The sequence below is a fragment of the Ruminococcus albus 7 = DSM 20455 genome (assembly GCF_000179635.2).
Classification (GTDB): Bacteria; Bacillota; Clostridia; order Oscillospirales; family Ruminococcaceae; genus Hominimerdicola; species Hominimerdicola alba.
In genome coordinates this window covers 601,242-627,226 of sequence record NC_014833.1, presented here as the reverse complement: position 1 = coordinate 627,226, position 25,985 = coordinate 601,242, and the positions used below count along the sequence as shown (strand labels likewise).

Annotated in this window: 28 protein-coding genes and 1 pseudogene; 5 read left to right on the top strand and 24 right to left on the bottom strand. The window is 46.4% G+C overall.

The features are described 5' to 3' along the window. Nucleotides 1-444 (top strand): dUTP diphosphatase, encoded by a 444-nt coding sequence (gene dut, locus RUMAL_RS02835; protein WP_013497297.1) that lies wholly within the window; start codon nt 1-3, stop codon nt 442-444. A gap of 43 nt (nt 445-487) precedes the next feature. Here the strand turns inward: dut and hypE are convergent, their stop codons facing one another. The 14 genes from hypE to RUMAL_RS02760 all read right to left on the bottom strand — a co-directional run bounded on the left by hypE (nt 488) and on the right by RUMAL_RS02760 (nt 15,347). Beyond that, complete coding sequence (gene hypE / locus RUMAL_RS02830) at nt 488-1,495, bottom strand: hydrogenase expression/formation protein HypE (RefSeq protein ID WP_013497296.1); 1,008 nt, start codon at nt 1,493-1,495, stop codon at nt 488-490. Between the two features lie 65 nt (nt 1,496-1,560). Beyond that, entirely contained in the window at nt 1,561-2,607 is a 1,047-nt protein-coding gene (gene hypD / locus RUMAL_RS02825) for a hydrogenase formation protein HypD (protein ID WP_013497295.1), read from the bottom strand. Continuing rightward, a complete protein-coding gene (locus RUMAL_RS02820) occupies nt 2,604-2,813 on the bottom strand; it encodes a HypC/HybG/HupF family hydrogenase formation chaperone (protein WP_013497294.1) in 210 nt (69 codons plus the stop codon). The genes hypD and RUMAL_RS02820 overlap by 4 nt, the downstream gene beginning before the upstream one ends. A 474-nt stretch (nt 2,814-3,287) precedes the next feature. Further along, on the bottom strand, nt 3,288-5,600 hold the full coding sequence (gene hypF / locus RUMAL_RS02810; protein WP_013497292.1) for a carbamoyltransferase HypF: 2,313 nt from the start codon (nt 5,598-5,600) through the stop codon (nt 3,288-3,290). Between the two features lie 13 nt (nt 5,601-5,613). After that, on the bottom strand, nt 5,614-6,639 hold the full coding sequence (locus tag RUMAL_RS02805) for a nitrogenase component 1 (RefSeq protein ID WP_013497291.1): 1,026 nt from the start codon (nt 6,637-6,639) through the stop codon (nt 5,614-5,616). After that, on the bottom strand, nt 6,636-7,928 hold the full coding sequence (locus RUMAL_RS02800) for a nitrogenase component 1 (protein ID WP_013497290.1): 1,293 nt from the start codon (nt 7,926-7,928) through the stop codon (nt 6,636-6,638). Before RUMAL_RS02800 ends, RUMAL_RS02805 begins: the two co-directional genes overlap by 4 nt. Beyond that, entirely contained in the window at nt 7,921-8,685 is a 765-nt protein-coding gene (locus RUMAL_RS02795; protein ID WP_013497289.1) for a nucleotide-binding protein, read from the bottom strand. The genes RUMAL_RS02800 and RUMAL_RS02795 overlap by 8 nt, the downstream gene beginning before the upstream one ends. Before the next feature lie 12 nt (nt 8,686-8,697). Continuing rightward, entirely contained in the window at nt 8,698-9,897 is a 1,200-nt protein-coding gene (locus RUMAL_RS02790) for a nitrogenase component 1 (RefSeq protein ID WP_013497288.1), read from the bottom strand. Nucleotides 9,898-9,961: 64 nt separating this feature from the next. Continuing rightward, nucleotides 9,962-11,275 carry a nitrogenase component 1 gene (locus RUMAL_RS02785; protein WP_013497287.1) on the bottom strand — a complete coding sequence of 438 codons (1,314 nt, stop codon included), beginning with the start codon at nt 11,273-11,275 and terminating at the stop codon, nt 9,962-9,964. A 1-nt stretch (nt 11,276) separates the two neighbouring features. Then, nucleotides 11,277-12,035, bottom strand: coding sequence for a nucleotide-binding protein (locus RUMAL_RS02780; protein WP_013497286.1), 759 nt, complete (start codon nt 12,033-12,035; stop codon nt 11,277-11,279). Further along, nucleotides 12,032-13,069, bottom strand: coding sequence for a [FeFe] hydrogenase H-cluster radical SAM maturase HydE (hydE, locus tag RUMAL_RS02775; RefSeq protein ID WP_013497285.1), 1,038 nt, complete (start codon nt 13,067-13,069; stop codon nt 12,032-12,034). Before hydE ends, RUMAL_RS02780 begins: the two co-directional genes overlap by 4 nt. A gap of 43 nt (nt 13,070-13,112) precedes the next feature. After that, nucleotides 13,113-13,619 carry a hypothetical protein gene (locus RUMAL_RS02770; RefSeq protein ID WP_013497284.1) on the bottom strand — a complete coding sequence of 169 codons (507 nt, stop codon included), beginning with the start codon at nt 13,617-13,619 and terminating at the stop codon, nt 13,113-13,115. Nucleotides 13,620-13,630: 11 nt separating this feature from the next. Further along, nucleotides 13,631-14,821 (bottom strand): [FeFe] hydrogenase H-cluster maturation GTPase HydF, encoded by a 1,191-nt coding sequence (hydF, locus tag RUMAL_RS02765; RefSeq protein ID WP_013497283.1) that lies wholly within the window; start codon nt 14,819-14,821, stop codon nt 13,631-13,633. 280 nt (nt 14,822-15,101) lie between these two features. Further along, entirely contained in the window at nt 15,102-15,347 is a 246-nt protein-coding gene (locus tag RUMAL_RS02760; protein ID WP_013497282.1) for a TM1266 family iron-only hydrogenase system putative regulator, read from the bottom strand. 298 nt (nt 15,348-15,645) lie between these two features. Between RUMAL_RS02760 and RUMAL_RS02755 the strand changes: the two genes are divergently transcribed. After that, nucleotides 15,646-17,061, top strand: a complete 1,416-nt coding sequence (locus tag RUMAL_RS02755) for an MATE family efflux transporter (protein ID WP_013497281.1) — start codon at nt 15,646-15,648, stop codon at nt 17,059-17,061. 172 nt (nt 17,062-17,233) lie between these two features. Here the strand turns inward: RUMAL_RS02755 and RUMAL_RS02750 are convergent, their stop codons facing one another. The 4 genes from RUMAL_RS02750 to RUMAL_RS22320 form a co-directional block, all read right to left on the bottom strand. Beyond that, a complete protein-coding gene (locus RUMAL_RS02750; RefSeq protein ID WP_013497280.1) occupies nt 17,234-17,623 on the bottom strand; it encodes a sigma-70 family RNA polymerase sigma factor in 390 nt (129 codons plus the stop codon). After that, entirely contained in the window at nt 17,583-19,406 is a 1,824-nt protein-coding gene (locus tag RUMAL_RS02745; RefSeq protein ID WP_242843397.1) for a recombinase family protein, read from the bottom strand. Before RUMAL_RS02745 ends, RUMAL_RS02750 begins: the two co-directional genes overlap by 41 nt. Beyond that, nucleotides 19,403-19,585 (bottom strand): hypothetical protein, encoded by a 183-nt coding sequence (locus RUMAL_RS02740; RefSeq protein WP_013497278.1) that lies wholly within the window; start codon nt 19,583-19,585, stop codon nt 19,403-19,405. The genes RUMAL_RS02745 and RUMAL_RS02740 overlap by 4 nt, the downstream gene beginning before the upstream one ends. 122 nt (nt 19,586-19,707) lie before the next feature. Further along, complete coding sequence (locus tag RUMAL_RS22320) at nt 19,708-19,986, bottom strand: hypothetical protein (protein WP_028504478.1); 279 nt, start codon at nt 19,984-19,986, stop codon at nt 19,708-19,710. Here RUMAL_RS22320 and RUMAL_RS22900 point away from each other — a divergent pair. Further along, nucleotides 19,924-20,067, top strand: a complete 144-nt coding sequence (locus RUMAL_RS22900; protein ID WP_419247550.1) for a hypothetical protein — start codon at nt 19,924-19,926, stop codon at nt 20,065-20,067. The genes RUMAL_RS22320 and RUMAL_RS22900 overlap by 63 nt on opposite strands. Before the next feature lie 80 nt (nt 20,068-20,147). On the opposite strand, the gene RUMAL_RS02730 is transcribed toward RUMAL_RS22900, so the two are convergent. The 6 genes from RUMAL_RS02730 to RUMAL_RS02705 form a co-directional block, all read right to left on the bottom strand. Next, nucleotides 20,148-20,567 (bottom strand): hypothetical protein, encoded by a 420-nt coding sequence (locus RUMAL_RS02730; RefSeq protein WP_013497277.1) that lies wholly within the window; start codon nt 20,565-20,567, stop codon nt 20,148-20,150. A gap of 138 nt (nt 20,568-20,705) precedes the next feature. Further along, nucleotides 20,706-21,155, bottom strand: coding sequence for a hypothetical protein (locus RUMAL_RS02725; protein WP_013497276.1), 450 nt, complete (start codon nt 21,153-21,155; stop codon nt 20,706-20,708). Nucleotides 21,156-21,217: 62 nt separating this feature from the next. Next, a complete protein-coding gene (locus RUMAL_RS02720) occupies nt 21,218-22,093 on the bottom strand; it encodes an IS1595 family transposase (RefSeq protein ID WP_013497275.1) in 876 nt (291 codons plus the stop codon). A gap of 242 nt (nt 22,094-22,335) precedes the next feature. Further along, nucleotides 22,336-22,701: a hypothetical protein gene (locus RUMAL_RS02715; RefSeq protein WP_242843396.1), complete on the bottom strand. Its 366-nt coding sequence runs from the start codon at nt 22,699-22,701 to the stop codon at nt 22,336-22,338. Nucleotides 22,702-23,071: 370 nt separating this feature from the next. After that, nucleotides 23,072-23,908, bottom strand: a complete 837-nt coding sequence (locus RUMAL_RS02710; protein ID WP_013497272.1) for an IS3 family transposase — start codon at nt 23,906-23,908, stop codon at nt 23,072-23,074. 43 nt (nt 23,909-23,951) lie between these two features. Further along, nucleotides 23,952-24,251 (bottom strand): helix-turn-helix domain-containing protein, encoded by a 300-nt coding sequence (locus RUMAL_RS02705; protein WP_080557241.1) that lies wholly within the window; start codon nt 24,249-24,251, stop codon nt 23,952-23,954. 376 nt (nt 24,252-24,627) lie between these two features. Here RUMAL_RS02705 and RUMAL_RS02700 point away from each other — a divergent pair, with 376 nt between their 5' ends. Together RUMAL_RS02700 and RUMAL_RS02695 are read left to right on the top strand one after the other, a co-directional pair. Continuing rightward, nucleotides 24,628-24,975, top strand: coding sequence for a hypothetical protein (locus tag RUMAL_RS02700; RefSeq protein WP_013497271.1), 348 nt, complete (start codon nt 24,628-24,630; stop codon nt 24,973-24,975). A 12-nt stretch (nt 24,976-24,987) separates the two neighbouring features. After that, nucleotides 24,988-25,936: pseudogene (locus tag RUMAL_RS02695) on the top strand (IS5 family transposase); the annotation flags it as partial. Nucleotides 25,937-25,985 lie beyond the last annotated feature (49 nt).

Sequence of the window (25,985 nt, the reverse complement as noted above, 5' to 3'; positions counted from 1 at the left end):
ATGAGATTATTGTTCAAGAAACTGCGTGAGAACGCAGTCATACCGAAATATCAGACAGAATACAGCGCAGGGCTCGATCTTTGCGCCTGCGTTGATGGCGAGATAAGTATACCCGCAGGAGAAACTGTGAAAGTTCCAACAGGGCTGGCGGCGGAACTTGAAGGCGAAAAGAATGCTGTACTGCTGATATATGCGAGAAGTTCTCTGGCGACAAAGCTTGGTCTTGCCCCTGCAAACTGCGTGGGCGTAGTTGACTGGGATTACCGCGGTGAACTGATAGTCGCACTGCACAATGCATCAGCCGATGACAGGGTGATACAGAACGGCGACAGGATAGCACAGCTGGTAGTAACGCCTATATATCGTCCCGAGGTATGCGAAAGCGATGAACTTTCCGACACTGCAAGAGGTGCGGGAGGATTCGGCTCAACCGGAAAAAGATGAAAAAACTGCGTCTGCGGAAATTCCGCGGACGCAGTTTTTATTATCAGCATATGCGCGGCAGAAGTTCGCCGCCGGGCTGAGGGAGCATGGTCTGGGCGCCTATCTCGGTCTCCATGACTACTCTGCCTGCGTTTTCGGCGGTTATCTCACCGATGATAGCGGCATTCTTTGAATACTTGCCCTCGCGGAGCTTTTCAACAAGTGCAGGTGCTTTGTCCTTGGGAGCGATTATTACAAGTCTGCCCTCACAGGCGAGGTAGAGGGGTTCAAGACCCAGCATACCACAAACGCCCTTGACAGCTGGGTCAACGGGGATATCTTCTGCGTTCAGGCGAACACCTACATTGCTCTGCTCGGCTATCTCATAGAGGACTGTACCAACGCCGCCGCGGGTAGCGTCACGGATAGTGTGGATATCATTGGTGACGGTATACAGGCTTTCAACTGTGCCCCAGAGAGGTGCGCAGTCGCTGTCAACATTGGCATCTATGCCGTATTCATCGCGGGCGAGAAGTATGGTACAGCCGTGTCTGCCCACATCGCCCGTAACTATGACAGCATCGCCGGGCTTAGCGTATGTGCCCGAGGTATCGGCGTTATCCATTATCCTGCCTATGCCTGTGGTGGTGATGAATATCTTATCCACCTGACCCTTGCCTGCTACCTTGGTATCGCCTGCGACTATCTTGACACCAGCCTCAGCCGCGGTCTTTTCCATAGAAGCGGCAATCTCTTCAAGCTTGTCAAGTGGGAATCCCTCTTCGATGACGAAAGCACAGGTGAGGTACAGAGGCTTCGCACCCATGCAGGAAAGGTCGTTGACTGTTCCGCAGATGGAAAGTTTGCCGATGTTTCCGCCGTTGAATTCAAAAGGGGAAACGATGAAGCCGTCGGTGGACATGGCAAGTCTGCCGTCGCCGATATTCAGCACAGCGGCATCATCTGCTGTGAACTGAGGATTTGAGAAATGTGCCTTGAAAACTCTGTCGATAAGTTCCGAGGTCTGCTTTCCGCCCGCACCGTGGGCGAGGGTAACTGTTTTTTCTGACATATTGTATTTACTCCTTTGTGCGCCCGCAGGCGCTGAAATGTTATTTCGTTTATTAAGATACAGCCTTATACTCCGCCGTACTGATAATAAGCCGCACAGGCACCCTCATCAGATACCATGCAGGCACCTACGGGGTGTTCGGGGGTACATACCTTGCCGAATACCTTGCAGTCACAGGGTTTGCATTTGCCTTGCAGGACTTCTCCACAGCGGCAGGCAGGATTGGGCTTGCCCTTTATCTCGGGCATAGCGTACTTCTTTCTTGCATCGAAATCGGCGTACTCATCGCGGAGTTTCATGCCCGACATGGGGATAACGCCAAGACCGCGCCATTCGGTATCGCAGGGCTCCATTACCTTTTCAATAAGCTTCCGAGCGGGCGGATTGCCCTCGGGCTTAACTACGCGGGGGTAGCAGTTGACAAAGAAAGGCTCGTCCTTTTCGGCGTTCTTCAGTATCACTGCAAGGGCGGTGAGAAGTTCGCTTGCGGTAAAGCCTGCGATAACACCCGATACGCCTTTGGCTTTAAGTTCCTCGCATATAGCTGTACCTGTTATCGCGTTTACATGACCCGGATAGAGGAAAGCATCAGCACTGCCTTCAAGTGCCGCATAGGCATTGGGCATGGTCTTGTTTGCGGTCAGCAGAGAGAAGTTAGTGAGACCCTCCTTCTTTGCTGTTTCAGCCGCAAGACAGGCAGAGGGGGTAGTTGTCTCAAAGCCGACAGCTAAGAAAACTATCTGTTCATCGGGGTTCTGTCTTGCCATTTCAACTGCATCCAGCGGGGAATAAACGGGGCGTACCTGTGCGCCCTTAGCCCTTGCACCTGCAAGAGACATCTCCGTACCCGGTACACGGATAAGGTCACCGAATGTGGTTATAACACAGCCTTTCTCCAGTGCCAGCCATATAGCTTCATCTATAAATCCCACGGGAGTTACGCATACGGGACATCCGGGTCCCGAGATGAGTTCAACATTTTCGGGCAGCAGCTTGCGCAGACCCAGTTTGAATATCTCATGGGTATGGGTGCCGCAGACCTCCATTATACGCAGGGGTCTTCCCTTATAGTTAACGATTATATCCCTTGCCTTTTTAGCCTGTTCGTTCACAGCAGACCCTCCATTACATCAAATGCTTCGTCCTCGTCGCTCTCGGTGATCTTTGCGATAGCCACACCTGCGTGCACCATTACATAATCACCTGGTTCGAGATCTTCCAGCAGATCGGCGCTGACCTCGCGCTTTGCGCCGTTTGCATCTATAAGGGCTGTACCGTCCTTAACATTTACTACTTTTGCAGATAATCCAACACACATATTTATCCTCCTATTCTAAATGAGGGGCAAAGCCCCTCATACTCCAAACATCAGCTTTGATGATGTTGTGCGCGGCAAGACCTTCGCGCCCGGTTAGGGCTTGAGCGGCGTTCGCTTTGGTCGCTACGCTCCCGCAGCTCACTATGCTCAAGGGGCGCTCAGGCTCTTGCCTTGCTGTTGGTTTATATTACTTTATTTTGGGCTTCAAATTAAGCTTTGTTGTGGTATGATAATGATTCCTTATGGGGGAACCCCCCATACCCCCAGTGCTCGGTCAAGAGGGCGCTAACTGCGACTGCGTCGGCAGTGGGCTCTTGCCTTGCTGTGAGGGTCATATTGTTTTGTTTGGGTTCTTTACGTTTATTGCAGCAAGCCGATAAATGTAGCTTGCTGTTGTCAAATTGGTCCTTAACATACTGTCGTCCGCAGCATGAAAGCTTTGCCATTCACAAAACCCCGCCGCGCAATTATTAATTATGAATTATATATACCATACGCTGCCTGTCCCAGAGCTATGCCGCCGTCGTTGGGCGGTATCAGGCTGTGCAGAAGTACGGTGAAACCTTTGGCTGTAAGCCTTTCGTGGCACAGCTTTGTCAGCAGACGGTTCTGGAAAACTCCGCCGCTGAGTGCAACGGTCTTTATGCCTGTGTCCTCGCTTATCTTTTCGCAGGCGGCTGTTACCATATCAGCAAGCACCGCATGGAAGGTATAGGCAAGCACATCGGGCTGACAGCAGGCGAGTTTACGCTCGGCTATATCAGCCGCAAGTGCCATTGTACAGAGAGTTACAAAACCGTCCTGATACTTTATCAGCTTTTCGGGAGTACGGTAATTCTCAGATATCTCGGGGCGCTTTGCTAAACAGCGCTCAGCTTCGCACATAAGGGCTACGGAAGCTTCGCCCTCAAAAGTGGATGTCCTCTTTATACCGAGTATAGCGGACACGGCATCGAAAAGTCTGCCGCAGCTTGTGGACTTAACAGAGTTGAGACCCTTTTCAGCCATAGCCTTTTGCAGTTTATACTCCATGCCGTCGCATATGCCAAGACGCTGACAGAGGACTTCTCCGCCGTCGCCGAAAGCATCGCGTATAAGTGCCGAGGCTATGCGCCAGCCCTCCTTTGATGAGAGGTCGCCGCCTGTCTGCATAAATGGACGTATACTTCCGACCCTTTTATAGCCGCGGTAATCGCAGAGGAGAAATTCGCCGCCCCATATAGTGCCGTCATCGCCGTAGCCTGTGCCGTCGAAGCTGACACCGATCACCTTTCCGTCAAAGCCGTTTTCAGCCATGCAGGAAAGTATATGGGCGTAGTGATGCTGTACCTTTATCAGGGGTATGCCCCGTTTTTCTGCGATATCCTCAGCCACGCGGACGGTGTTGTACTTGGGGTGGGTATCGCATACGATGACCTCGGGGGTCGTTTCGAGAAGCCCGCACATTCTCTCGGTGCTTTCTTCCAGGGCTTTTACGGTGCGGATATCCGCCATATCTCCCACGTAGGGCGAGGGATAAAGCAGGTCGCCTCTTGCTATGCAGAAGCTGTTTTTCAGCTCGCCGCCTACGGCAAGCACCTGTTTGTCAGCCTTGTTTTTCAGCATGACGGGCAGGGGCGCGAAACCGCGGGAGCGCCGTATCATATAGGGCTTATCGAAAAGCCAGTCGCACACGCTGTCGTCTGCACGCAGTAGTATCTTCCTGTTGTGGGAAAGCATGAGGTCACAGAAGCTGCCTATCTCTTTGAGGGCATCTTCGTCACTGCGGCATATTGGTGCGCCGCTGACGTTGCCGCTTGTCATTACAAGGCAGTCTGTCATATCAACATCATCGGGATAATCGAATAATAGCATCTGCACAGGGGCATAGGGAAGCATAACGCCCACGGTGGTATTGTCGGGGGCTATCTTCTCGCTGAGAGTGCAGCAGCTGCGCTTTTTAAGAAGCATTATGGGCTTCTGCCAGCCTGTTAGGTATTCTTCCTGACCGTCCCTGACATGGCACTGTCTGCGCACAGTATCCATATCACGCATCATGACTGCAAAGGGCTTTGCGGGACGTTTTTTAAGTCCGCGAAGGCGCGATACGGCTTCCTCGTTGTGGGCATCACAGCAAAGGTGGAAACCACCTATGCCTTTTACAGCCGCTATCTTACCTTCCATTATAGCGCGGCGCAGATGTGTTATAGCTTCACCGCCCTTTATATCGGTGCCGACTATATAGACCTCGGGTCCGCATTCATTACAGCACACGGGCTGTGCGTCATAGCGGCGTGTTGCGGGGGCGTGGTACTCTGAAGAACACTTTTCACACATGGGGTGTTCTTTCATGGTAGTGCGTTCGCGGTCATAGGGCATAGACTCCAGTATAGTCAGACGCGGACCGCACTGGGTACAGTTTATAAAGGGGTGCAGATATCTTCTGTCCGTTTTATCGAACAGTTCAGCACGGCATTTCGGGCAGGTGGCGATATCGGGGGAAACGAATATATCTCCCATCTCCTTTTCGCTCTCAATTATCTCAAAGCCCGAAAATTCGGTATATTCAATATCGGTGACTTCCACCTCAAGCACCATGGCGCGTTCGGGCGGATCATGTCTTATCCTGTCGGCAAAGGCTGCAAGAGAAGCTTCTTCACCTGTGGCATAGATATCCACATAGGAACCCTTATTCGCCACTGTTCCGCTGATGCCGAGTTCTTCGGCGGTGACAGCGGTGAAAGGTCGGAAACCCACGCCCTGTACTATGCCGAAAACACGTATATTGACAGTTTTTATGTTGCTCACCTTCTTCTATCTGTTATTGGAAAGTTCTGCCCGAAACTGCAAAGTGGGGCAGGTCGAACCATTCGCCCTTAAACTCGGGGAGGGCGCGTTTAAGGCTGATATCGGCTATTATAAGGTCGAAGCCCTTTGCCTTTTCGGCGAGGTCTTCCTCGTCCTTTATGTGGAAGTCGCCTTCCTGTGCGGCGGTCTTATCAAGCATGAAGAACGTTCCGCAGGTCGAATCGCCTATGATATCGCGGACAGCGTTTGCTGTCATCTGCTGGTGTATGATAAGAGTTCTGCCGCCTGTTCTTAGGTCTTTCAGCTTATCGGTATACTCCTTTGGCAGGGGACAGCCGTGCACTTCAACATCAAGGGAGAAATTTTCTTTAAGGTAATTTCCTGCCCTGATGCCAGCAGGCGATATGACGAATATCTTCTCAAAGCGGGAGATGTTTTTTACTTCGTCAAGTCCGCTGTCGAAGCCGATGCATTTGACTTCCTCAAAGCCCTCAGCCTTTATCTGCGATACTATGGTATCGGCGGTGATGAAGCCCGTATCGAGAGGTGTAGCGCCTATGACGGCGGCAGTGCCTTTCCGGGTGGGGAGTTTTTCCTTTGCAAATGTTTTGAACAAACGCAGGTAGGCTTCTTCCTCGCCTTTATCGTAAAGCTTTGTGCCGTCGGTCTGAACAGTGATACAGGGTACGCCTGTTTTCTTTTCAGCCATGCGTTCAAGGGCTTTATAGTCGGTGGCAATGACTGCGGGGACAGGTGTGCCGACGATGGCGGTGAAGTCCCTTTCAAGCTGCTGCTGTGCAAGGGCAAGCTTTGCAACAAGGCGGTCATCTCTGCCGAGGATAGCGTCCATATCACGGAGTCCCGCACTGAACAGCGCTGATTTTTTAGTGAACCAGCGGGGTTCATCAAAGCCGCAGACATTGCCCGCGCATCCGCCCGCATCACATATAACGGTGATACCACCAAGTTCGTAAAGCACCGAACAGGCACCTGAATCATCGGGGGCAAGGGGAGAGATATATCTCAAAAACTTTTTCATTTCTTCTCCTCCTTTGCAAGTGCTTCGTCAAGTTCTGCAAGCAGGCGTTCAACGCCCTCATATCCGAAAGGCTGTTCCTCGGTATTGAACTGTGCGCAGGGCAGGTCGGGGTGATAATATCCCGCGTCAACACCTATCGCAACATCTATATCGGTCTTTCTCTCATAATTCAGCATCGTAGGCGAAAGGTTCGAGAATATGCGGGTATCGGGGGATACCTGAGCAAGTTTCTTTATGAATACGAAGTTTCTCTCCCCCACCGTGCCGTATATCTCGCTGACCTTTATGCCGTACTCTGTAAGTGCAAGGGCAAGTTCAAAGCTGTCAGCATTTACGCACTCGCCCACCGCCGCAGATATTTTTCCGTGTTTTGATATGAAGTTATCTACTGCGGTTTTGGCTTTATCGTAATATTTATCATCATCAAATTCTGCACCCAGCGCCTGACCAAGCAGACGGTACTGATTGCGTATCTTATCAAGCCTGTACATTCTCGTCAGCTCGATAAAGGGTATACCCAGACGCTTTTCCATATCCTGTGCGGCATAGCGTGCTTCGGCATTTATCACAAGGTTGAAATTCGCCCTTGAAAGCTCGTGGTATTCATCTATTGTACTGCACCTTGAAAGCTCACGAACTTTCTTTATGCCCGCACTGTGAAGAAGGTCATACAGCTCGCTGTCATCGTGAACATGGCTGAAATATCCGAGTATATTACATTCGTTGGATATCCTCTTCTGCGGCTTCAGCAGCGAGTATACCGACTTTCTCACTCCTGCCATGGGGGGCAGACGCTTCTCTCTTGTAAGCGCATACATATATGCGGGGACAGTCGGTACGCCCGTTTCGTCCTCGCACTTGCGGCATACACGTTCCATATCCGTACCGAGAAGTGCGTCAACACAGGTAATGCATATCATCACTGCTGTGGGTGTATAGTCAAGGCTTTCGCAGACTTCTCTGCACGCCTTTGGTATCTTTGTGAGGTGTCTGCCTGTGACGATATCGGTATCATCGAGAAGCAGATAGAAAAATCTTTCGTTATATCCCAGTTCGTTGAGAAGTGCGGTATTTCTTCCGCAGCAGCCGGGGGCTACCAGAAGCATCACAGAACCGGGTATGGCAAGACCCGCTCTTTTTACGCCGAATCCCTTTGCACCGGGAGAATTGAAATCCAGTGTTGCGGGGGACGAATATATCATATGCTTGTGGCTCATGAGTTCGTCGGGGGTATTTTCAAAACCCTTTGCGGCGAGGTCGGCGGAGGTGATGTAGTATGCGTCAATCATCCTGTTCTTCCTCCGCTATGAGTTTTTTGGCGAGGTCGAAGAAGCGCTTTGAAGTTTCACATTCGGGGTCGCCCTCGATGACGGTCTTGCCCATATCCTCGTACTTTATTATATCAGCCGAACGCGGGATATCAGCCGCAACGTCAAGACCTGCTGACTCGGCAAAAGCGCGGACTTTTTCTTCCTCGTTTTCAACGGCGCGGCGGTTCATGATTATACCGCGTACTTTGGCATAGCTTCTGTCCTCAAAATTCTTCACCGCTTTGTTGATATTATTAGCGGCATACAACGCCATCTTTTCGCCCGAGGTAACTATCAGCACCTTGTCGGCGTAGCCCTCTCTTATAGGGGCGGCAAATCCTCCGCATACCACGTCACCGAGGACATCGTAGAGAACCACATCGGGCTTGAACTTCTCAAAAAGTTCAAGTTCTTCCAGCAGGGAAAATGTGGTGATGATACCTCTGCCCGCACAGCCGAGACCCGGGGTGGGTCCGCCTGTTTCGATACAGAGTATACCGCCGAAACCTATCTGAGATATCTCCTCGATGGAAGTCGGTTCTTCGTCGCGGTCGCGCATATAGTCCATAACAGGGGTTACAGGTGTTCCGCCCAGCAGATTTATGGTAGAATCCGCCTTGGGGTCACAGCCTATCTGTATCACCCTTTTTCCAAGAGATGCGAAAGCCGCCGCGAGGTTCGCGGTACAGGTGGATTTTCCTATACCGCCCTTGCCGTATATCGCCAGTTTTATCATTCAAAAAACTCCTCATTCATTTTTCTTATTTATTGCGAGTACAAGATCATCCAGAAAGTCATTACACGTAGGATCTTTCATATCCTTTGCAAAGCATCTGCCCGAGAAAGCGAAGTGGGGCAGTTCGATAAGCCTGCATCCCTCGGGTATGATGTATTTGTACAGGGGGTCTGCCACGACTTCCTTAATGCCGCGGTCTTTGATATATGCCTTGATGTCTTCCTCGGCATATAGGGGCATATCCTTTTTATCGGGAGAAAGTTCTGCATCTATATCCGGGGGACATATAACATCTACCGCATGGCGGGTCATTATAGACCATTCAAAGGCTATCGACCCTGCAAGCACAGCCTCGCCTATGACAAGACGCTCGGCTTTTTCGTCGGTTGCTCTGCCGCGGCACATTGCCGCCATCATTCTGCTTATGCCGTCATGGGCAGTTTCATACATAAAACTGCTGAGAGCACCTGCCTGTATCATATCAACATCGCCCAGGGGAACGCCGCAGATATAGGGTATACCGAATTCCTTTTCCATATACCGCGCCGCAGGAAGCCCGCAGTAGGATACCACGAGATTCACATTTGCAGAGGCTGCTTTGCGTATCTCATCGAGAGTGCCGCCCATGCCTATGGAGGATATGACTTTCATCTTAGGTCTGCTGTAAAGCTTCTTCATGCTTTCAACTGCCCCCGTAAGACCGAAATCAAGGGGGGTCGCACCTATGATATTTATGGCGATGCCGTCGAAATCTTCCTTGGGCATATCATGTACGAACTCACGGACAATAGCTTCAAGCGCCATACCTGCACCGCTGATATACGAACGTGTACCATTGGTTGCCAGACCGAAAGTCGGTATACCGGTCCATCCCTGAATATCCCGCGCCACAGCTTCGTAGTCGAAGCCTGTCATCATGGGCATGGGTGAACCGCACAGCGCTATAAATGCGGGCTGACGGTCTTTAGCGGCTGAGACTATATCCTCGATAAGCTTTTCATCGTTGCCGAGGATAGCATCGGTCTCGGTAAGCGCGGAGATATAGATATCCGAGCGCATATCGTACCAGCGGGGTTCATCGTGGGTTGAATAAGTGGAATTGCAGCCCGATGCATCATGCACGACTATCATGCCGCCAAACTCATACAGCGCCGAACATACGCCCGAAGTATCCGCCGCATAGCATGGTATTATCTTACTGACATTTTTCATAGTAAACCTCTTTTTCATGATCATTGACACTGTATCGCCAATGCCAATAATTATGAATTATGAATTATAAACAGCTCTCACAGCCGATACCCTTGTGTGATATAAGAGTCCGCCTGTCCTTTGGTGCGTTTGCCGCTTCTTCTATCAGGCGTGCTATCTCAGCTATGCCTGTAAAGCCGTAATATCCGCCGTTCTGGACTATATTAACGAAATAGTCGGTGTTGAAGTAATGTGCGGCTTTCTGACCCACGGCTATGACTTTTTCATGGTCTTCCTCGGGGAAATGCAGCATATTCACATTAACCGCCGAGTATATCTCAATATCGGGAGCGAGAGTTTTCAGTGCATCAAATGCGGCGCCGTCCTCGCCCAGAACATCATTTATGATATACTTCACATTGAAGCCTTTTTCGCAAAGGAGTTTCGCCAGAGAGAAGGGCTGTGTTACCGCTGTGAAGTCGATAGCTACGGGAGTATCGCCCAAAGCTTTTTTTGCGGAGAAAAGTGCGTCCTCTGCCTGCTTTTCTTCACGCGAAAGGTCGGGGCATGGTACGCCGAGAGTTTCACATAGTTTTGCGATGTTCGCACGTATCTCGGAATAGTCAAAGCTGTTAGGCAGATACAAAGCCTTTGTGCCTAACCGCTCGGATAATTCATTACAGCCAATCGCCGCCGTAGGCAGATAAGCGATATTCACCGCCGCCTTTGCCATATCAAGATATTCATCGTAGGTCCTGCATGAGGTTATATCCCTCAGAGTAAAACCATTATCCCTTATTATGCGGACAAGTTCGCTGTTTTCATCGGTAGCACGGTCGTTGCCGATGATATTCACCGAGCGTTCATCTACTGGCAGGGGCTTCAGCCCATTGTAAAGTCTTATCCTCATTTTAGCATCGGGAGAGATGGTCTTGCGCATGGTAGGGGTCATATAGCAGTCCGAAAAATCTATATCGGGAAATTTTTCTGAAAGGTCCCGTATTATGATATCGAAATCTACCCCTGCAAAAAGGTGTATACAGCTGAGATACAAAAGCACAGCGCGTGGTCTGTAAGGCAGACCTTCGATTATTTCACACACGCCGTCAACCACATCGCTTTCCAGCGTACCGTCGAACATATCCTGCTCGGAAACGGATATCCAGCTCATGCGGTCAAGAGCATTCATTTCAGCCGCCGTGAGGATAACACCGCGGAGACAGCCCTGGGCACAGGCGAATATCTCATGTGCTTCGGGTATCAGCATACCTGTATGGACTATGTTCCATACACCCCTTGCAGGTGGATTGTATTCAAGTCCGCTTGTGAAGAAATCACCGCGGGGCGCATCGCCCAGCCTTATCACGGGTGGACGGTCAAGCTCTGTTTTTCTGAGCATATCACTCACCTCCGCAAATAGCGTATACCGCATCGGCTATTGCTTTCAGCTGTTTTGAAGTTTCACATTCGGGGGCGGAAGCCACTATCGCTTTGCCCATTTCTTCCGCAAGAGGTATATCCTCACTGCGGTCGAGAGTACCTATGACAGATGTATTGAAATCAGCCGCAAGCTCCTCTGCCGCTTCGTCTTCATCGGGTACTCCCCTGCGGTTTAGTATTATGCCGCCAAGGGAAGCGTATCCTCTGCCCTTGAAATTCTCAACAGCCATGCAGATATTTGCCGCCGCATATCTGGACATTTTCTCACCCGAACAGACAACGAATATCTTATCAGCATAGCCCTTGCGCATGGGCATAGAGAATCCTCCGCATACCACATCGCCGAGGACATCGTAGACTACAACATCGGGCTTGTATACCTCATAAGCACCCAGCTTTTCAAGGCTTTCCAGGGCATTGATTATACCTCTGCCCGCACAGCCCAGTCCCGGGACAGGTCCGCCGGCTTCAACGCAGTATACTCCGCTTGGGGTCTTGAAGACCACATCGTCAAGGGTGAACTTGCCGCCTGTTTTGCGGGTCATATCCAATACGGTAGGTATCCTGTCGCCGCCGTGGAGGAGAGATGTTGAATCCGCCTTGGGGTCACAGCCTATCTGCATGACGGTAAGACCTTTTGCAGCCAGTGCCGCCGAGATATTGCAGGCGATAGTGGATTTACCTATGCCGCCTTTTCCGTATACAGCAAATTTTATCATATATGGTCACCTCTTGATACAGCTACCTCGTAGCCGATGGACTTCATTCTCATTTCAAGACATCCGCGGCACTGTGCGCTTTCGTCACCTGTGCATATCTTGTTATCGTAAAGCATATATTTCTTTCTCACCGCTGTTGGGGAAAGGTTGGGCATTATAACGTTAGCGCCTGCCTTTACACCTTCCTCCCTGCCGTTGGGACGTATCGTGCCGAGGGCGGTAGTTGCGGGCAGGAGAACATCGGGGAGAAGTATCCTGCACAGACTCAGCAGGAAAAGTGTCAATTCGTAACTGCCTTTGGGTTCGTCCCTGAAAGGCGTATCCTTGTGGGGCAGGAATGGTCCTATGCCTATCATCTCGGGTTTGAAGCTTTCAAAGAAAAGCATATCCTCAGCGATACACTCCATAGTCTGATAGGGGGAACCTACCATGATGCCTGCACCTGTCTGGTATCCCAGTTCTTTCAGATATTTAAGACATTCCATGCGGTCATCCCATGACATCTCGGCGGGGTGAAGTTTCTCATAATGGGCTTTGTCGGCTGTTTCGTGGCGCAGAAGATATCTGTCAGCACCTGCTTCGCGTAAAGCCTTGTATTCCTCATAGGTCAGTTCACCGAGAGAAAGGGTAACAGCGCAGTCGGGGTGAGCTGCCTTTATCCTGCGGACGATATCACAGAGGGTATCGTTAGTATAGCTCTTATCCTCACCGCTCTGCAAAACAAAGGTACGGAAACCAAGTTCATAGCCCTCGTCACAGCAGTCGAGTATCTCATCGGGGGTAAGCCGATACCGCTGAACGTTGGTATTGGAACGTCTTATTCCGCAGTAGTAGCAGTCGTTCTTACAGACGTTTGAAAATTCCACGATACCGCGAATGAATATCTTATTTCCGAAACGCGAGGTACTTATCTCACGCGCGATACCCGCGGCGTAAGCCCTGTCATCGTCGGTATACCCAGATAAAAGGGTCACCCATTCTTCTTTTTCGAGATGCTTCTCTTTATTCAGCTTATCTATAAGAGCCTTGCTCATGATCTCACCCTGTCTTTAATTATTTTATCTCCCTGTCGTATGTCTACTCCTGTTCTTCTATGCCTATCAGCTTTCTTATCTCATCAAACTGCAGCAGCCTCTGTACTTTCAGGGCACTGAGTTTTCTTAATTCAAGAGTTTCATCTCCTGCTTCATCGCTGATATCCGCATAACAATGGTAAAGGATATCATCACCGCTTTCTTCCTTAAGGATATAACATTTTTTTATATCCTTAATGCGGCACATGAAATTGTTCTGTCGGAACAGATAGCTTTTACCAATGAATATATCGCATCGCTCAACGCGTGTGCAGTGCATGAGATCATCATATACGCCTTCGATGCCATCGGCATTGATTATCTTCACTGCTCGCTGCAAAGAAGAATAGGGTCTGGAACTGTTTTTAAGACCAAGCTTTGAACCAACTTTGCTTGCGATCGCACCTAAGCCTTTTTTACAGTAGCGTTCTGTCAACTGAAGGAACTTATCCACCTCGGTATACTTATCAGCATCGGGTGAAGACTTATCGTATACAAATTTTTCACTCATATCACATCACCTCACATAATATCGGGGATCAACTCCAGACTTCTTTCAAGGATACCGTTCATATAAGCTATGGCGATACCGTAATTGGTAACAGGTACACCTGCTTCCTCAACAGTCATTATGCGGCTGCTCATCTCCCTTGCATTGAGCATACAGCCTCCGCAGTGTATAACAAGTGCGTAGTCGGTAAGGTCATCGGGAAATTCCCTGCCTGAGGAAAACTCCAGCCTGAAATCCTTGCCTGTGTATTTTTTCAGCAGCTTCGGCAGCTTCACCGTTCCGATATCCTCGCACTGGCGGTGGTGAGTACAGCCCTCGGAAATGAGTATCCTGTCGCCGTTTTTAAGGCTGTCTATCGCTTTTGCGCCGCGCACAGCAGGTGCAAGGAATCCCTTGTATCTCGCCATGAGTATGGAAAAAGATGTAAGCTTTATATCAGGCGGAGTATCAGCATTCGCGCGTGCAAACACCTGACTGTCGGTTATTACCGCATCGGGCTTTGGGTTCAGCTTTTCCAGGAAACTCTTGAGCTCGGTCTCACGGCAGGTAAGTGCTGCCGCACCATGCTCCAGCAGGTCACGGATCACCTGCTGCTGAGGAAGTATCAATCTGCCCTTGGGTGCTGCCTTGTCTATGGGTATGCAAAGCACTGCAAGTCCGCCCTCACCGATAAGGTCGCCCACAAGCGGAACGTTCTGCTCTTTGTATGCCGAAAGCTGAGCTACTTTCTCGCGCAGCTCATGTATCATAGTATTATTAAGTGCGCTGACATAGATCTCTTTTTCATCTGCAGCAGGGATATCATCCAGAAGATCGGATTTATTCTTTGCTATGACATATGGTATGCGCCTGCTGTCAAACAGCTTTATCAGCTGCTTTTCGCTCTCATCAAGATCTCTTGTACAATCGGTCACCAGTACAGCGCAGTCTGTTCTGCCCAGCACCTCCGAGGTCTTTCTGACCCTGAGTTCACCAAGCTTACCCTCATCATCATAACCGGGGGTGTCAATTATCATTACAGGTCCCATCGGCAGAAGCTCCATCGCCTTATATACAGGGTCGGTAGTCGTGCCCGGAGTATCCGATACTATCGCCAGCTCCTGATTTGTAAAAGCGTTTACCACGCTTGATTTGCCTGCATTCCTGCGTCCGAAAAAGCCTATGTGCACCCTCTCACCCGAAGGTGTATCGTTTAGTCCCATGTTCCAGTTCTCCTTTTCGCTCATAATGTGAAAAGCATAAATAAAGCCCGTATCCCCCGAAACAGAGGACACGGGCTTACACGCCAATAAAGACCTGCGGATACACTTATCCCGTGAGCTCACGCAAAACATAAAGTATATATACCCCATATCCTGCCGCGCCCCGATATTTATCCGCGGTCGCTTGTGTCTTTCTGCTTCTGCCTCAAAATAATTTTCGGCATCAGGAGGAAACCTATGCTTATATTTTTTGTAAGGGGTCTTTCCCGTTTATCCCGGGTCAGACCGTTGAATATACCGTCTTGGCAGTAACACCGTTTAATCTGCCTATCTTGCCCGCAAGGGTATTTATCTTATCCTGCGGTGCATCAATGGCGATACTTATTATGTTAACGCCCTTGGCACGGTATGGCACTCCCATCCTGCCGAATATGAATTCACCGAACTCGTGCAGTATGGAATTTATGCTTTCCACAGAGCTGACGTCTTCAATAATGATAGAAATAACCGCTACTCTTGTCTGCATAGCTATCTTCCTTTCTATCGGTGTCAGTCACCGTGAAAAATATTATGTTTTATAAAGGCACGATACTGTGCCTTATACTATTAATATCAACAGTATCATTATAACACGGAGGCGTACATTAGTCAAGGCTAACGCACACTATATAGGTATAGTTTGCGACGGTATATGTCAATTAACGTTCTGATACACCTTTTCATTCATATTTTTGTAAGCGTATAAGAAAAAAGATTTGACAAATTACGCAGAAAGGAGTATAATAGTTAATGTTTTGAAAAAAATGTAAAAGAGGTAAGGAAAGTTGAATGAAGTAAGAGAAAAGAACCCTTTGGGGTACCAAAAAATACCGATGCTGCTGTGTAAATTCGCACTGCCCAGCGTTATAGCCATGCTGGTAAGCTCGCTGTACAATGTGGTTGACCAGATATTCATAGGCAAGGGCGTGGGACCGCTTGGAAATGCCGCAACAGGCGTGGCTTTCCCGCTGACTACCATATGTATGGCTATAACCCTCGCTATCGGCATAGGTACAGCTTCAAGATATTCGCTGTATCTCGGCAAGCATGAAGAAGAGAAAGCCGCAAGTACAGTCGGATGTTCGTTATGCATGATGATAGGCTTCGGTATACTGCTGACAGTAGTAACGGAGCTGTTTCTCCACCCTATGCTTATGGCTTTCGGTGCAACCAAATATGTATACCCATACGCCTACGATTACACTAAGATAACCGCTCTGGGTATGCCTTTCATCGTTGTGATGAACTGTATGAGCAACCTCGCGCGTGCCGACGGCAGTCCACGCTATTCCATGATAACCATGATAATCGGTGCAGTGATAAATACCGTACTCGACCCTATATTCATATTCAAATTTGACTGGGGAGTATCGGGCGCTGCTTGGGCAACAGTCATAGGACAGGTGGTATCGGGCTTATTCGCCCTTACATACCTTAAAAAGCTGAAGCGCATAACTCTCCGCCGCGAACACATAAGGCTGAGTTTACGTGAGATGCTGACCACCCTGACAATGGGCATGAGCAACGGTCTTACACAGATAGCTCTCACACTTGTACAGATAGTCATGAACCGCTCACTGACAAAATACGGCGAACTTTCGCCCTATGGCTCGGATATTCCCCTTGCCGCCAGCACCATCGTAATGAAGGTCAATTCCATCGTACTGGCGATTATAATCGGTATATTGCAGGGTATGCAGCCTATCGTTGGCTTCAATTACAGCGCAAGGCAGTACGAACGCGTAAAGCGCGTGTACAAGCTTGCCATAAAGTGCGAACTTGTAATTACGATAATTGCTTTTGCAATATTCCAGGTTTTCCCGAAGCAGGTGCTTTCGCTCTTCGATTCGTCAGATAACCAGGAAACTGCTCTTTACTTCGATTTCGCAGTAAAGTTCATGAGGACTTTCCTGCTGCTGCTGCCGCTTACAGGTGTTCAGATGATATCCTCCAATTTCTTCGCAGCTATCGGCAAGCCAATAAAAGGTGCAGTTCTTTCACTCACAAGACAGGTGCTGTTCCTTATACCCCTGGTGCTGATACTCTCCCACTTCTTCGGATTAAACGGCATAATGGCAGCCGCTCCTCTTTCCGATCTTATAGCTTTCATCGTTGTTATGGTATTCATAAAACGTGAAATAGATCAGATGGACACGGTTTCTAAAATTTTAGCTGAGTATAATATAAAATGTCCCATATAAAACCACAGCCCCGAAGCGACCTGACATCGCTTCGGGGCTGTATATTTACATATACAACCCGCTACATATTTGTTTGAAATCGAAAACTTTGATCCCAACCGCAATTCTTTCTTATTCAGATCCATAATCTCATCTGTCAGCTCACAGCGTCCAATATTTTATATACCATACTTCACCCAAGTTCCTTTCTCAGCTTCTCCAGAGCTCTCTTTTCTATCCGCGATACATACGACCTGGATATCCCCAGCTTTTTAGCCGCCTCCCGCTGAGTAAGGGCAGGCTTGCCGAAAAGCCCGTACCTCATAACGATTATCTCCCTCTCACGATCATCAAGGCACTTATCCAGATCAATATACATCTGTTCCGCACGTACAAGAAGTTCTATACGCTCCGCAACGTCCTCACTATCGGCAATCATATCCATAAGACTAAGGCTGCTGCCGTCTTTGTCGGAATGTGAAGGTTCTTCCATAGATACATCATTAGCCGTCTTTTTCAGCGAACGAAAATGCATAAGTATCTCATTTGCTACACTCGCACTTCGGCTCTGAATGCAGCACATCAGTACCCCCGCTTTCTGCACCCATAAGATACAGGTGGATATTCTCGCCGTCCCACTCAACACGACGCACGAAGCAGCGTATAACATCACGCTTTTTCATAACATCTAATGTGTCAATAGTTTTAGCAAATGACGACAGCATATCCGCAAGGCTTTGATACTGCTCGTCGGTGATGTCGCTGTTTTCCATAAGCCTGCGGTGCTCGGATATCTGCATTTCAAGCTCGGAAGTCTTAGTGTGCAGATCGTTTATTTGCGAGATGATGTCCTCAGCAGCCATAGTTTCGCCTGCCAAAGTCAAAGCCTTAACAAGATTTGTGCGCTCGGCTTCATACTGCTTTTTCTTTTCAGTCAGCCTGTCGATTTCTGCCTGCGAATCAGCGAATGTCTCATTCAAACTCTTCTGTGAATTTCTTAGCAGCTTCATCAGCCCCGAATCGTCCTCGCCCAGGTGCTTTATCTCATCGCATATCTGACGGTCAAGCTCGTTGCCGTTAATTCGCTTATTATCACACTTGAGACCGTGACTTCTTTCTTTGAGCTCGCAAAGGTAATCATATACCTTCTCGCCCTGCTTGTTGACCCTTGATGAAAGCTTTGGGCGCATAAAGCTTCCACAGCACGCACAAAACAGCAGTCCCGACAGAAGTGCAGTATTGCTCTTGGGCTTTCGGTATGCCTTGTCCCTGTTCTTTTCAAGCAGATGCTGTACCTCTACCCAGCGTTTGCCCTCGATAATGCCCTCGTGCTTGCCAACAGCCACTATCCACTCGCTTGGAGCTTTCTGCTTCATTGACCTTCCCTTTTTCTGTATGGTCTTGTTGTACGCCATAATACCGTGAATGCCGTCAAAGTCATCGCGCGAACCGTACAACTGCATATCTTTTTCGTTCAAATATACCCATGTATCCTCGTCAGCAATGGCATACACAGGGTTTTGCAGAATAGTCTTAATGGCAAACCTCGAAAGCGTGTTGCCCTTTTTCGACTTGAAATCATTATTGAGCAGATAGGTCTCCACCTTAGTAATAGAACGCAGTTCAACAAACTTAGTGAACACCAGCCCGACAAGCTCTGCCTCTTCGAGATTTTTCTCCAGCATTCTCGCCTTATGTATCTTGCCATCAACCGTAATACTGCCCACGGTCTCGGCACTCCTGTAACCCGTTGGCGGATTGCCGCCCAACCACCGTCCCGACTTGGCAAGCTCATGCATATTGTCGGTTATTCTCTCTGCAATAATGTCACGCTCCAACTGTGCAAAAACCGAGCTTATCATCATCATAGCCCTGCCCATAGGCGAGGTATCATCAATGTTGTCGCTGACCGAACGAAAACAAACGCTGTGTTCTTTCAGCTCCTCATAGGTGTTCACAAAGTCCGATGTGTTGCGGCTTATTCTGTCAAGACGGTAGCAAATAACCAACTGAAACTCACCATTGCGGCAGCGCTCCATCATCTCCTGAAATTTCGGGCGCTTGGTGTTGCCACCCGAAAAGCCCTCATCCTCGAACTCCACAATGTCCTCATCAACTACATCATATTTGCTTTTCAACGCCCGCCTGCATATCTCAATCTGGTTTTCAATGCTCTCACCTTTGCCGGTGAATTTGGATTTGCGGCTGTAAATTGCGTATTTTCTGTTATCGGGCATATTATTGTTCCTTTCGTTATATTTGTAATAGTTATATATCGTTATGGATATTATATCATCATTATTAGCAGGTGTCAAGTGCCAAATATAAAGACCTCTCTGAATGTCCGGAGAGGTCTTTGCGGTCAATCGTTTTTCTGCGATGCGATATTTTCTATCACCATATCAAGCAGTTCTTTCTTCTTTTCTTTTGAAACAGGCAGTGCATCAATGTGAGCCGTGATAATCTTAGCGTGGCACTCGGCAACAGTCGTTTGAAGCTGCCTGATACCCTCAGCCGAAGTGGGATAATGTACTACGATTTTCATGCTATCACCTTTTCTTATCGTTTTCAAGCTAAAAGCCTATCATTGATATACAATCATTGGCTTTGCTATAATATAATTATATAAGAAAATTGTACGTGATATTATCATGATTCCGCATAAATTCACCAATTCGCGAAAAGTACGGCAGGCTCGAAGGAACTGTCCTCCACAGTGACCGTGGCTGCCAGTACACAAGCTACGCTTTTTGCCGGGAAATTGTAACAAATGGGCTCATTCAGAGCCTCAGCGGCACTGCTCATTGCTATGATAATGCCCGTATGGAGAGTTTCTTTGCCACGCTGAAAAAAGAAAAGCTGTATCTGATCCCGACCTACAAACTGAAACGTGAAGAAGTCAAAACTGTCATCTTCCGATACATCTTCGGCTACTACAACACACAAAGGATCAACAGCTTCAATGAAGGCGGCCTCCAACCTGTGGCACTAAGAACTTCAAATGGGCTGGCTCATCACGCCGCCTGACTCCTGCCTATCCAAGATTTTGTGCGTTTTTTCCCTGTCCACATTACAGAATAAATAATTTTAATCGTACCGATCATCTATTATTTAAACACACTGATTGTTTCTATTGGTGCTGTATTTTCATTCCACTCTTCATCAATATCATTATCCTGTAATTCAAAACAAATGCCTGGAAGATCTTTTATTATGTAGATTGTTTCGATATTTTGTCCATCTTCTTCCGGTCTCCCTATGAACTTTTCAACATCACTTAGATAAGAGCCAATACCGACCTTTCCTTTTACTTTACCTTTAAAATCATTATATACCATTATTTGGATCAGTACTTTATCTTTAAACCAGAAAACAATATCAGCTGTGATTATTTTTTTTACATAATTATTATCGGTTGTTTTATATGGTATTTTTTCAGTACGAAGATGTTCAATAATACTATCGTAGTTTGCACCTATACTGTATCTGCCAACACTTTTACCTGGAATTATTTCATAAAAATCCACTTTACCACTCTCCTTGTTGTATAGTAATAAGCTCCTTAAACCCTTTCAAATCATCACCTATATAATAATCGATAAGTTGACCAAATTCAACATTATCCAAACTAGGATCAATGTTAATTATTACAGTTTTATTATCAATTAACCCACACTACCTTTTTCTCTGACAAAATACCAGTTTTCATCAATTGGTTTTGATTTAGCAATTGTTTTGTTCAAATTTTCAACAGGAATAACAGAATATATCAATTCATCAGTATAGATTACTATATCTGCTCCATCTCTATATTGGGAATTTGTAATATGTATTTCTATTGTTGTGACTCGTTCACTATCAAATAATGCCTTGATATACATTTTTTCAGAAGTTTTGATCGTATTCAATGCAAGTTCCAAGTCATCGTATATGTTTTTTTCTATTGGGATCTTATGCACAAAATCTTTACGCATTATGACATTTGACTGTTTATCTTTCGGATCCCATCCGAATTCTATTCTCGAAACATCATTATCAACGTTATTATGATAATCGTTTAAGTCATCAACGAGCTTAGCATACAATTCGCTGTTATTATTGTAACTCCTGATCATTTTCTGTTCTATAGAAGAATAATATAAAATATGGTTATCCCTTTAACACACCACAAGTAAGATCACTGCACCAAAGCAGCCAAAAGCCTTAAATACGCACTGTTTCCCAGCTTACGACGGTTGAATTTGTAGCAGTATTCGGCAGCATATAACGCTGTGTGGATCTTTTCGTTTCCGTGGTAAGTTCCCATGATCATTGCTTTGAAGTTTGATATAACTTTATGCATCCAGTTCAGCTGACCGCTTGTCGGATCATATGTTTCAAAAACATGGAAGTATTTCTGTGCCAACGGTTTCTTGTAACTCCGAGCATTATCACTCTCGATCTTCGAGCCTGCGCGGATATTATCCCTGGCAAATCTACCAACAGTTATACCCTTTAAATTCGGCACATCGCTCATTTTAACGTACTCGGGATTTCCTGCTGCGTTCTTCGATAAAGCTACGATCATCTTGACTTTTTCAGTACCTCTGCCGCGCTTTTTACCGTGAGTCGGAGCACCGAGATACGTGTCATCAAGTTCAACGATCCCGTCGAGCAAATAGCGTTCTTCACGACATTTCATAGCTTTTCTGATGCGATGAAGGATGTACCAGGCTGTCTTGTAGGTCACTCCCAAAGACCTCATCAGCGTAACAGCAGAAACGCTGCATTTGTTGCTCATAATGAGGAATGCGGTGATTATCCACAGCCTCAGCGGAATATGTGTTCTGTGCATAAAAGTTCCGTTTGTGGCGGATATATCTGCTTTACAGAACTTGCAGCGCAGCAGATGGCGTGACCTTATCCTGCGGTACTCAGAGCCACCGCAAAACGGGCAGGCAAAGCCCTTTTCAAAGCGGATATCAAGCACAAAATCCTTGCAAAAGCTTTCATCTGCGAACTTTGAGTATATCCCATCAAGTGTGATCTCAGGTTTCGGAAATCTTTTTGACATAGCGACAGCTCCTTTCGGTTTCTGTCACTATTATACTATATTTTCTGAGTTTTGAGGTCTGTTTATTTGGACAGCATTGTAAATTATCTGTGGTGTGTTAAAGGGATAACCATGATATAAAATATATTTAACAATGCTTACAATCAGAACAACAACTGCCAATATTATTATATATTTTTTCTTTTTACTCATAGTTTTTATAGTCATCGAATCCTCTTTCTATCCACATTCTATCATTATCGCTATCTTTTGTTGAACCATTCCATATATTCTTTTTTATGGCGAATAAGGAATATAAATTCATCAATTTCAAAAACCATCTCGATTAATGAATTTTTTGCATATTCAGCCGCAATTGTATCTATGATATGAACTTCATTTTTATCGTTTGAAATTATATACTGATTTCCATCTAAAAAAATACCTTTATAACCGCTATCGTTGCAGATCATATCAGAATATTCCTGTATTTTTGTTTCATCATTCGCCTTTATAAATCCAACAATGATATCAACATCATCAATATCACCTACATCAATAAATAAAAAATCCTTAAATTTATTTATTGTCATACTATCATATTTTTTCATTATATTTTCAATCGTCATAATATCACCTATTTTATGGAATTTTGCACGGAAAGACAGTCCAGACTTGATCAAAGTCATCATAAATTAATCTAATATGCGTTTCTCCTTTAGTACCAATTACTTTTCCTGTATCAATAGTAGCACTATACGAGTACTGGCCTTCACTACCTAAACCATTACCTTAATGAAGTATAATAAACTCCAAGTACTCCACGAAGCAAATTGGACTATCCAAATTGATCCATTTTGAATTTGAAACTAGGATCGTATCTGAAATTAAAACAAAAACGGACGCTGTGACTCAAAATTGAACTGACCCCAAAAAGTTAGACAAACTTTTCAAAGAAAACTTATGCAAAGCGACTAAGAGAAATCTTGGTCGCTTTTTTCATGCAACGTTGAGCCTGTATTCAACAGGTGACATACCATCAAGCTTAAGCTTGATGCGCTTTGTGTTGTACCAAGCGATGTATGAATGTAGTTCTGAAATGAAGTGCTCAACAGATGAGAATTCCTGTAAGTAGAGAAGTTCTGTTTTCAGCAATCCAAAGAAGTTTTCTGCACAAGCGTTGTCGAGACAGTTTCCCTTTCGTGACATACTTTGTCTTATGCCTTTATCTTTGAGCATTTTCTGGTACTGCTTGTGCTGATACTGCCAGCCCTGATTCGAATGCAAAATGAGTCCGGTGTTTTCCGGTATATTTGCAAATGCTTTATTCAACATATCGGTCACTTGATTCAAATTAGGGTGGTAATTCAGGTTGTAGGACACAACTTCGCCGTTGAAAAGATCAATGATCGGCGACAGATACAGCTTGATACCAAACAGAGCAAACTCTGTCACATCTGTGACCCATTTCTGATTTGGCTTATCCGCTTTGAAATCACGTACCAGAAGATTTGGTGCTATTCTGCCGACTTCCCCCCTGAATGAGTTGTATTTTTTCATGCGAACGCGGCAGAATATACCAATTTTACGCATTAATCGCTGAACTGTCTTGTGGTTTATCCTATGCGTTTTTCTCAGTTCTTTCGTTATCTTGCGATAGCCATAGCGTCCTTTTCTTTCATCATATATCCTGCGTATATCCTCCTTGATCGCTGCATACTTATCCGGTTTCGGATCATTGAATTGCTTGCTGTAATAGTAATAGGTACTGCGAGGGATTCCGGCAACATCAATGAGCAGACCTATCTTGAATTCATGCCTCAGTTCCCATATCACTTTTGCTTTCTCTCTTGCCGTACCCTCTCGGCAACCAAGGCATTCATTTTTTTAAGTATGCATTCTCCGCACGAAGACGCTGAACCTCGGCTATGAGGTCTTCTTCGACTTCTTTTTTCATTTTTGGAGGACGACCTGTTGATTTGCGCCCACGACGTTCAACATAAAATCCTTCTTTACCTTCTTCAAGATAGATGCGCTCCCATTTTGATACTACTGTATCAAATGAGACATCAAATTGGCGAGCAGCTTCTTTGTAACTTAACTTTTCATTATGCATTGTTTCCACAACCATTATCTTGAACTCCGGTGTGTATCTCTTGTTTGGTTTTCCTTTAGGCATAAAAATGCCCCATTTCGTTAGATTTCAAATTGGTATATCTCTATTATACCACATTGTCTAACAAAAGGGAAGCATTTCATCAAGCGTAGTCAGTTTTATTTTGAGTTAATTGCATTATTGCTTGTAAAATTTAATGTAATGATAAACAAACCTCTTTAATGCATTTTATTGGACAACATTCAATATCTTATGTTTTTTGGAATTTACTAAAATAGCTATATTATTTATCTGTTTTATATGATTATTGTTATCTTCCATGATTATGATTAAAAAATCGGTTCAAAGCTTGACATCTATAAACTTAATGCCATATAATAATGAATGTATATTTTTTGTAAATCTAATGGATTTACATACTATGAAAGGAGTCGTGTTAATGAACACAATACCCAAGCGCAAACCAACAAATAAGTTGATTGCTATGGTACTAGCCATAACAATGACCTGCGTTTATGTGGTCGGAGATAACTATGCTCCGATCGTCGCAGAGAAGAGCAAACCCAAGTCAACTGATTTGTTGACCCAAACACTTGATTACAGTACAGACTTGTTCCCAAATACGGAACTCAAAGATGTTAGTGAACTTGTGTTGGCAGAGAATACGACATATATGGGCAAAGCGAGTCAATCACTGGTCGAAGCATTTGCTAATATGCCGGAGAACGTGGAGTCAAGTGAGGAACTAGGGCAACACCGCACAACTTGCGCAGCAGCCCAAAAATGATATAATAAAAGTATGAAAAGCAATCTTCAAACCTCACTCTTCGGCGATGCCTTCCAGAGTGCAAAGACCAACAAAAAACAGTTCCTTGAGAAAATGGATTCTCTGATCCCTTGGCAAGACTGGGTTTCTATAATATCTCCGATTTATTATGAAGGGAAAGTCGGACAGAAGCCATACCCAATCGAGCTGATGCTCAGGATCCATATTCTCCAGAATTTCTATGACCTCGCAGATATGGCCGTTATGTATGAGATACTCGACAGCCGCTCTTTCTCTGATTTCTGCGGCGTATCATCTCCCGATGATGTTCCCAACGGCGATACTATCGGCCGATTCAGACAGCTGCTTATCGACAACAATATCCAAGAGCAGATATTCGCGCAGGTCATCAGCATCCTGGATAAGAATCATCTCATCCTGAAGAAAGGTACTATCGTCGATTCGACACTTATTGCCGCGCCCTCCTCCACAAAAATGCTGACAGGCAGCGCGACCCCGATGCGCATTCTGTCAAGAAAGGCAATCAATGGTATTTCGGATACAAGGCGCATATCGGTGTCGATAAGGACACCGGCCTTGTTCACCACGTCAAGGCGACCGCTGCAAATGTACACGATACGGAAGCCGTCGATGACGTGATCGATGGCGATGAAGATGAAATATACGGAGATTCGGGATATCTGAATGTTGAGGAGCATATATCGGAGGAAAAGCAAAAAGAGGGGCGGGAGTATCACATCAACCGCCGGCGCGGTGCAAAGAAGAAACTGGAGCCTAATGATCAGTTGGTTTTGAGATAGAAGAGTTTGCGAAGTCCACAGTACGTTCAAAGGTCGAGCACGTTTTCGGAGTTGTGAAGCGACTGTTCCGATTCCGACGAACGCGGTACCGTGGCTTGCGAAAACAACAAGCCAAATTTAATATGATATTCGCGCTGGCGAATCTTTATCTGGCTGACAAGAAAACTTGCTGGCTTGATAAAGTGCGCCCTGCGAACAGGATCTTGGGCA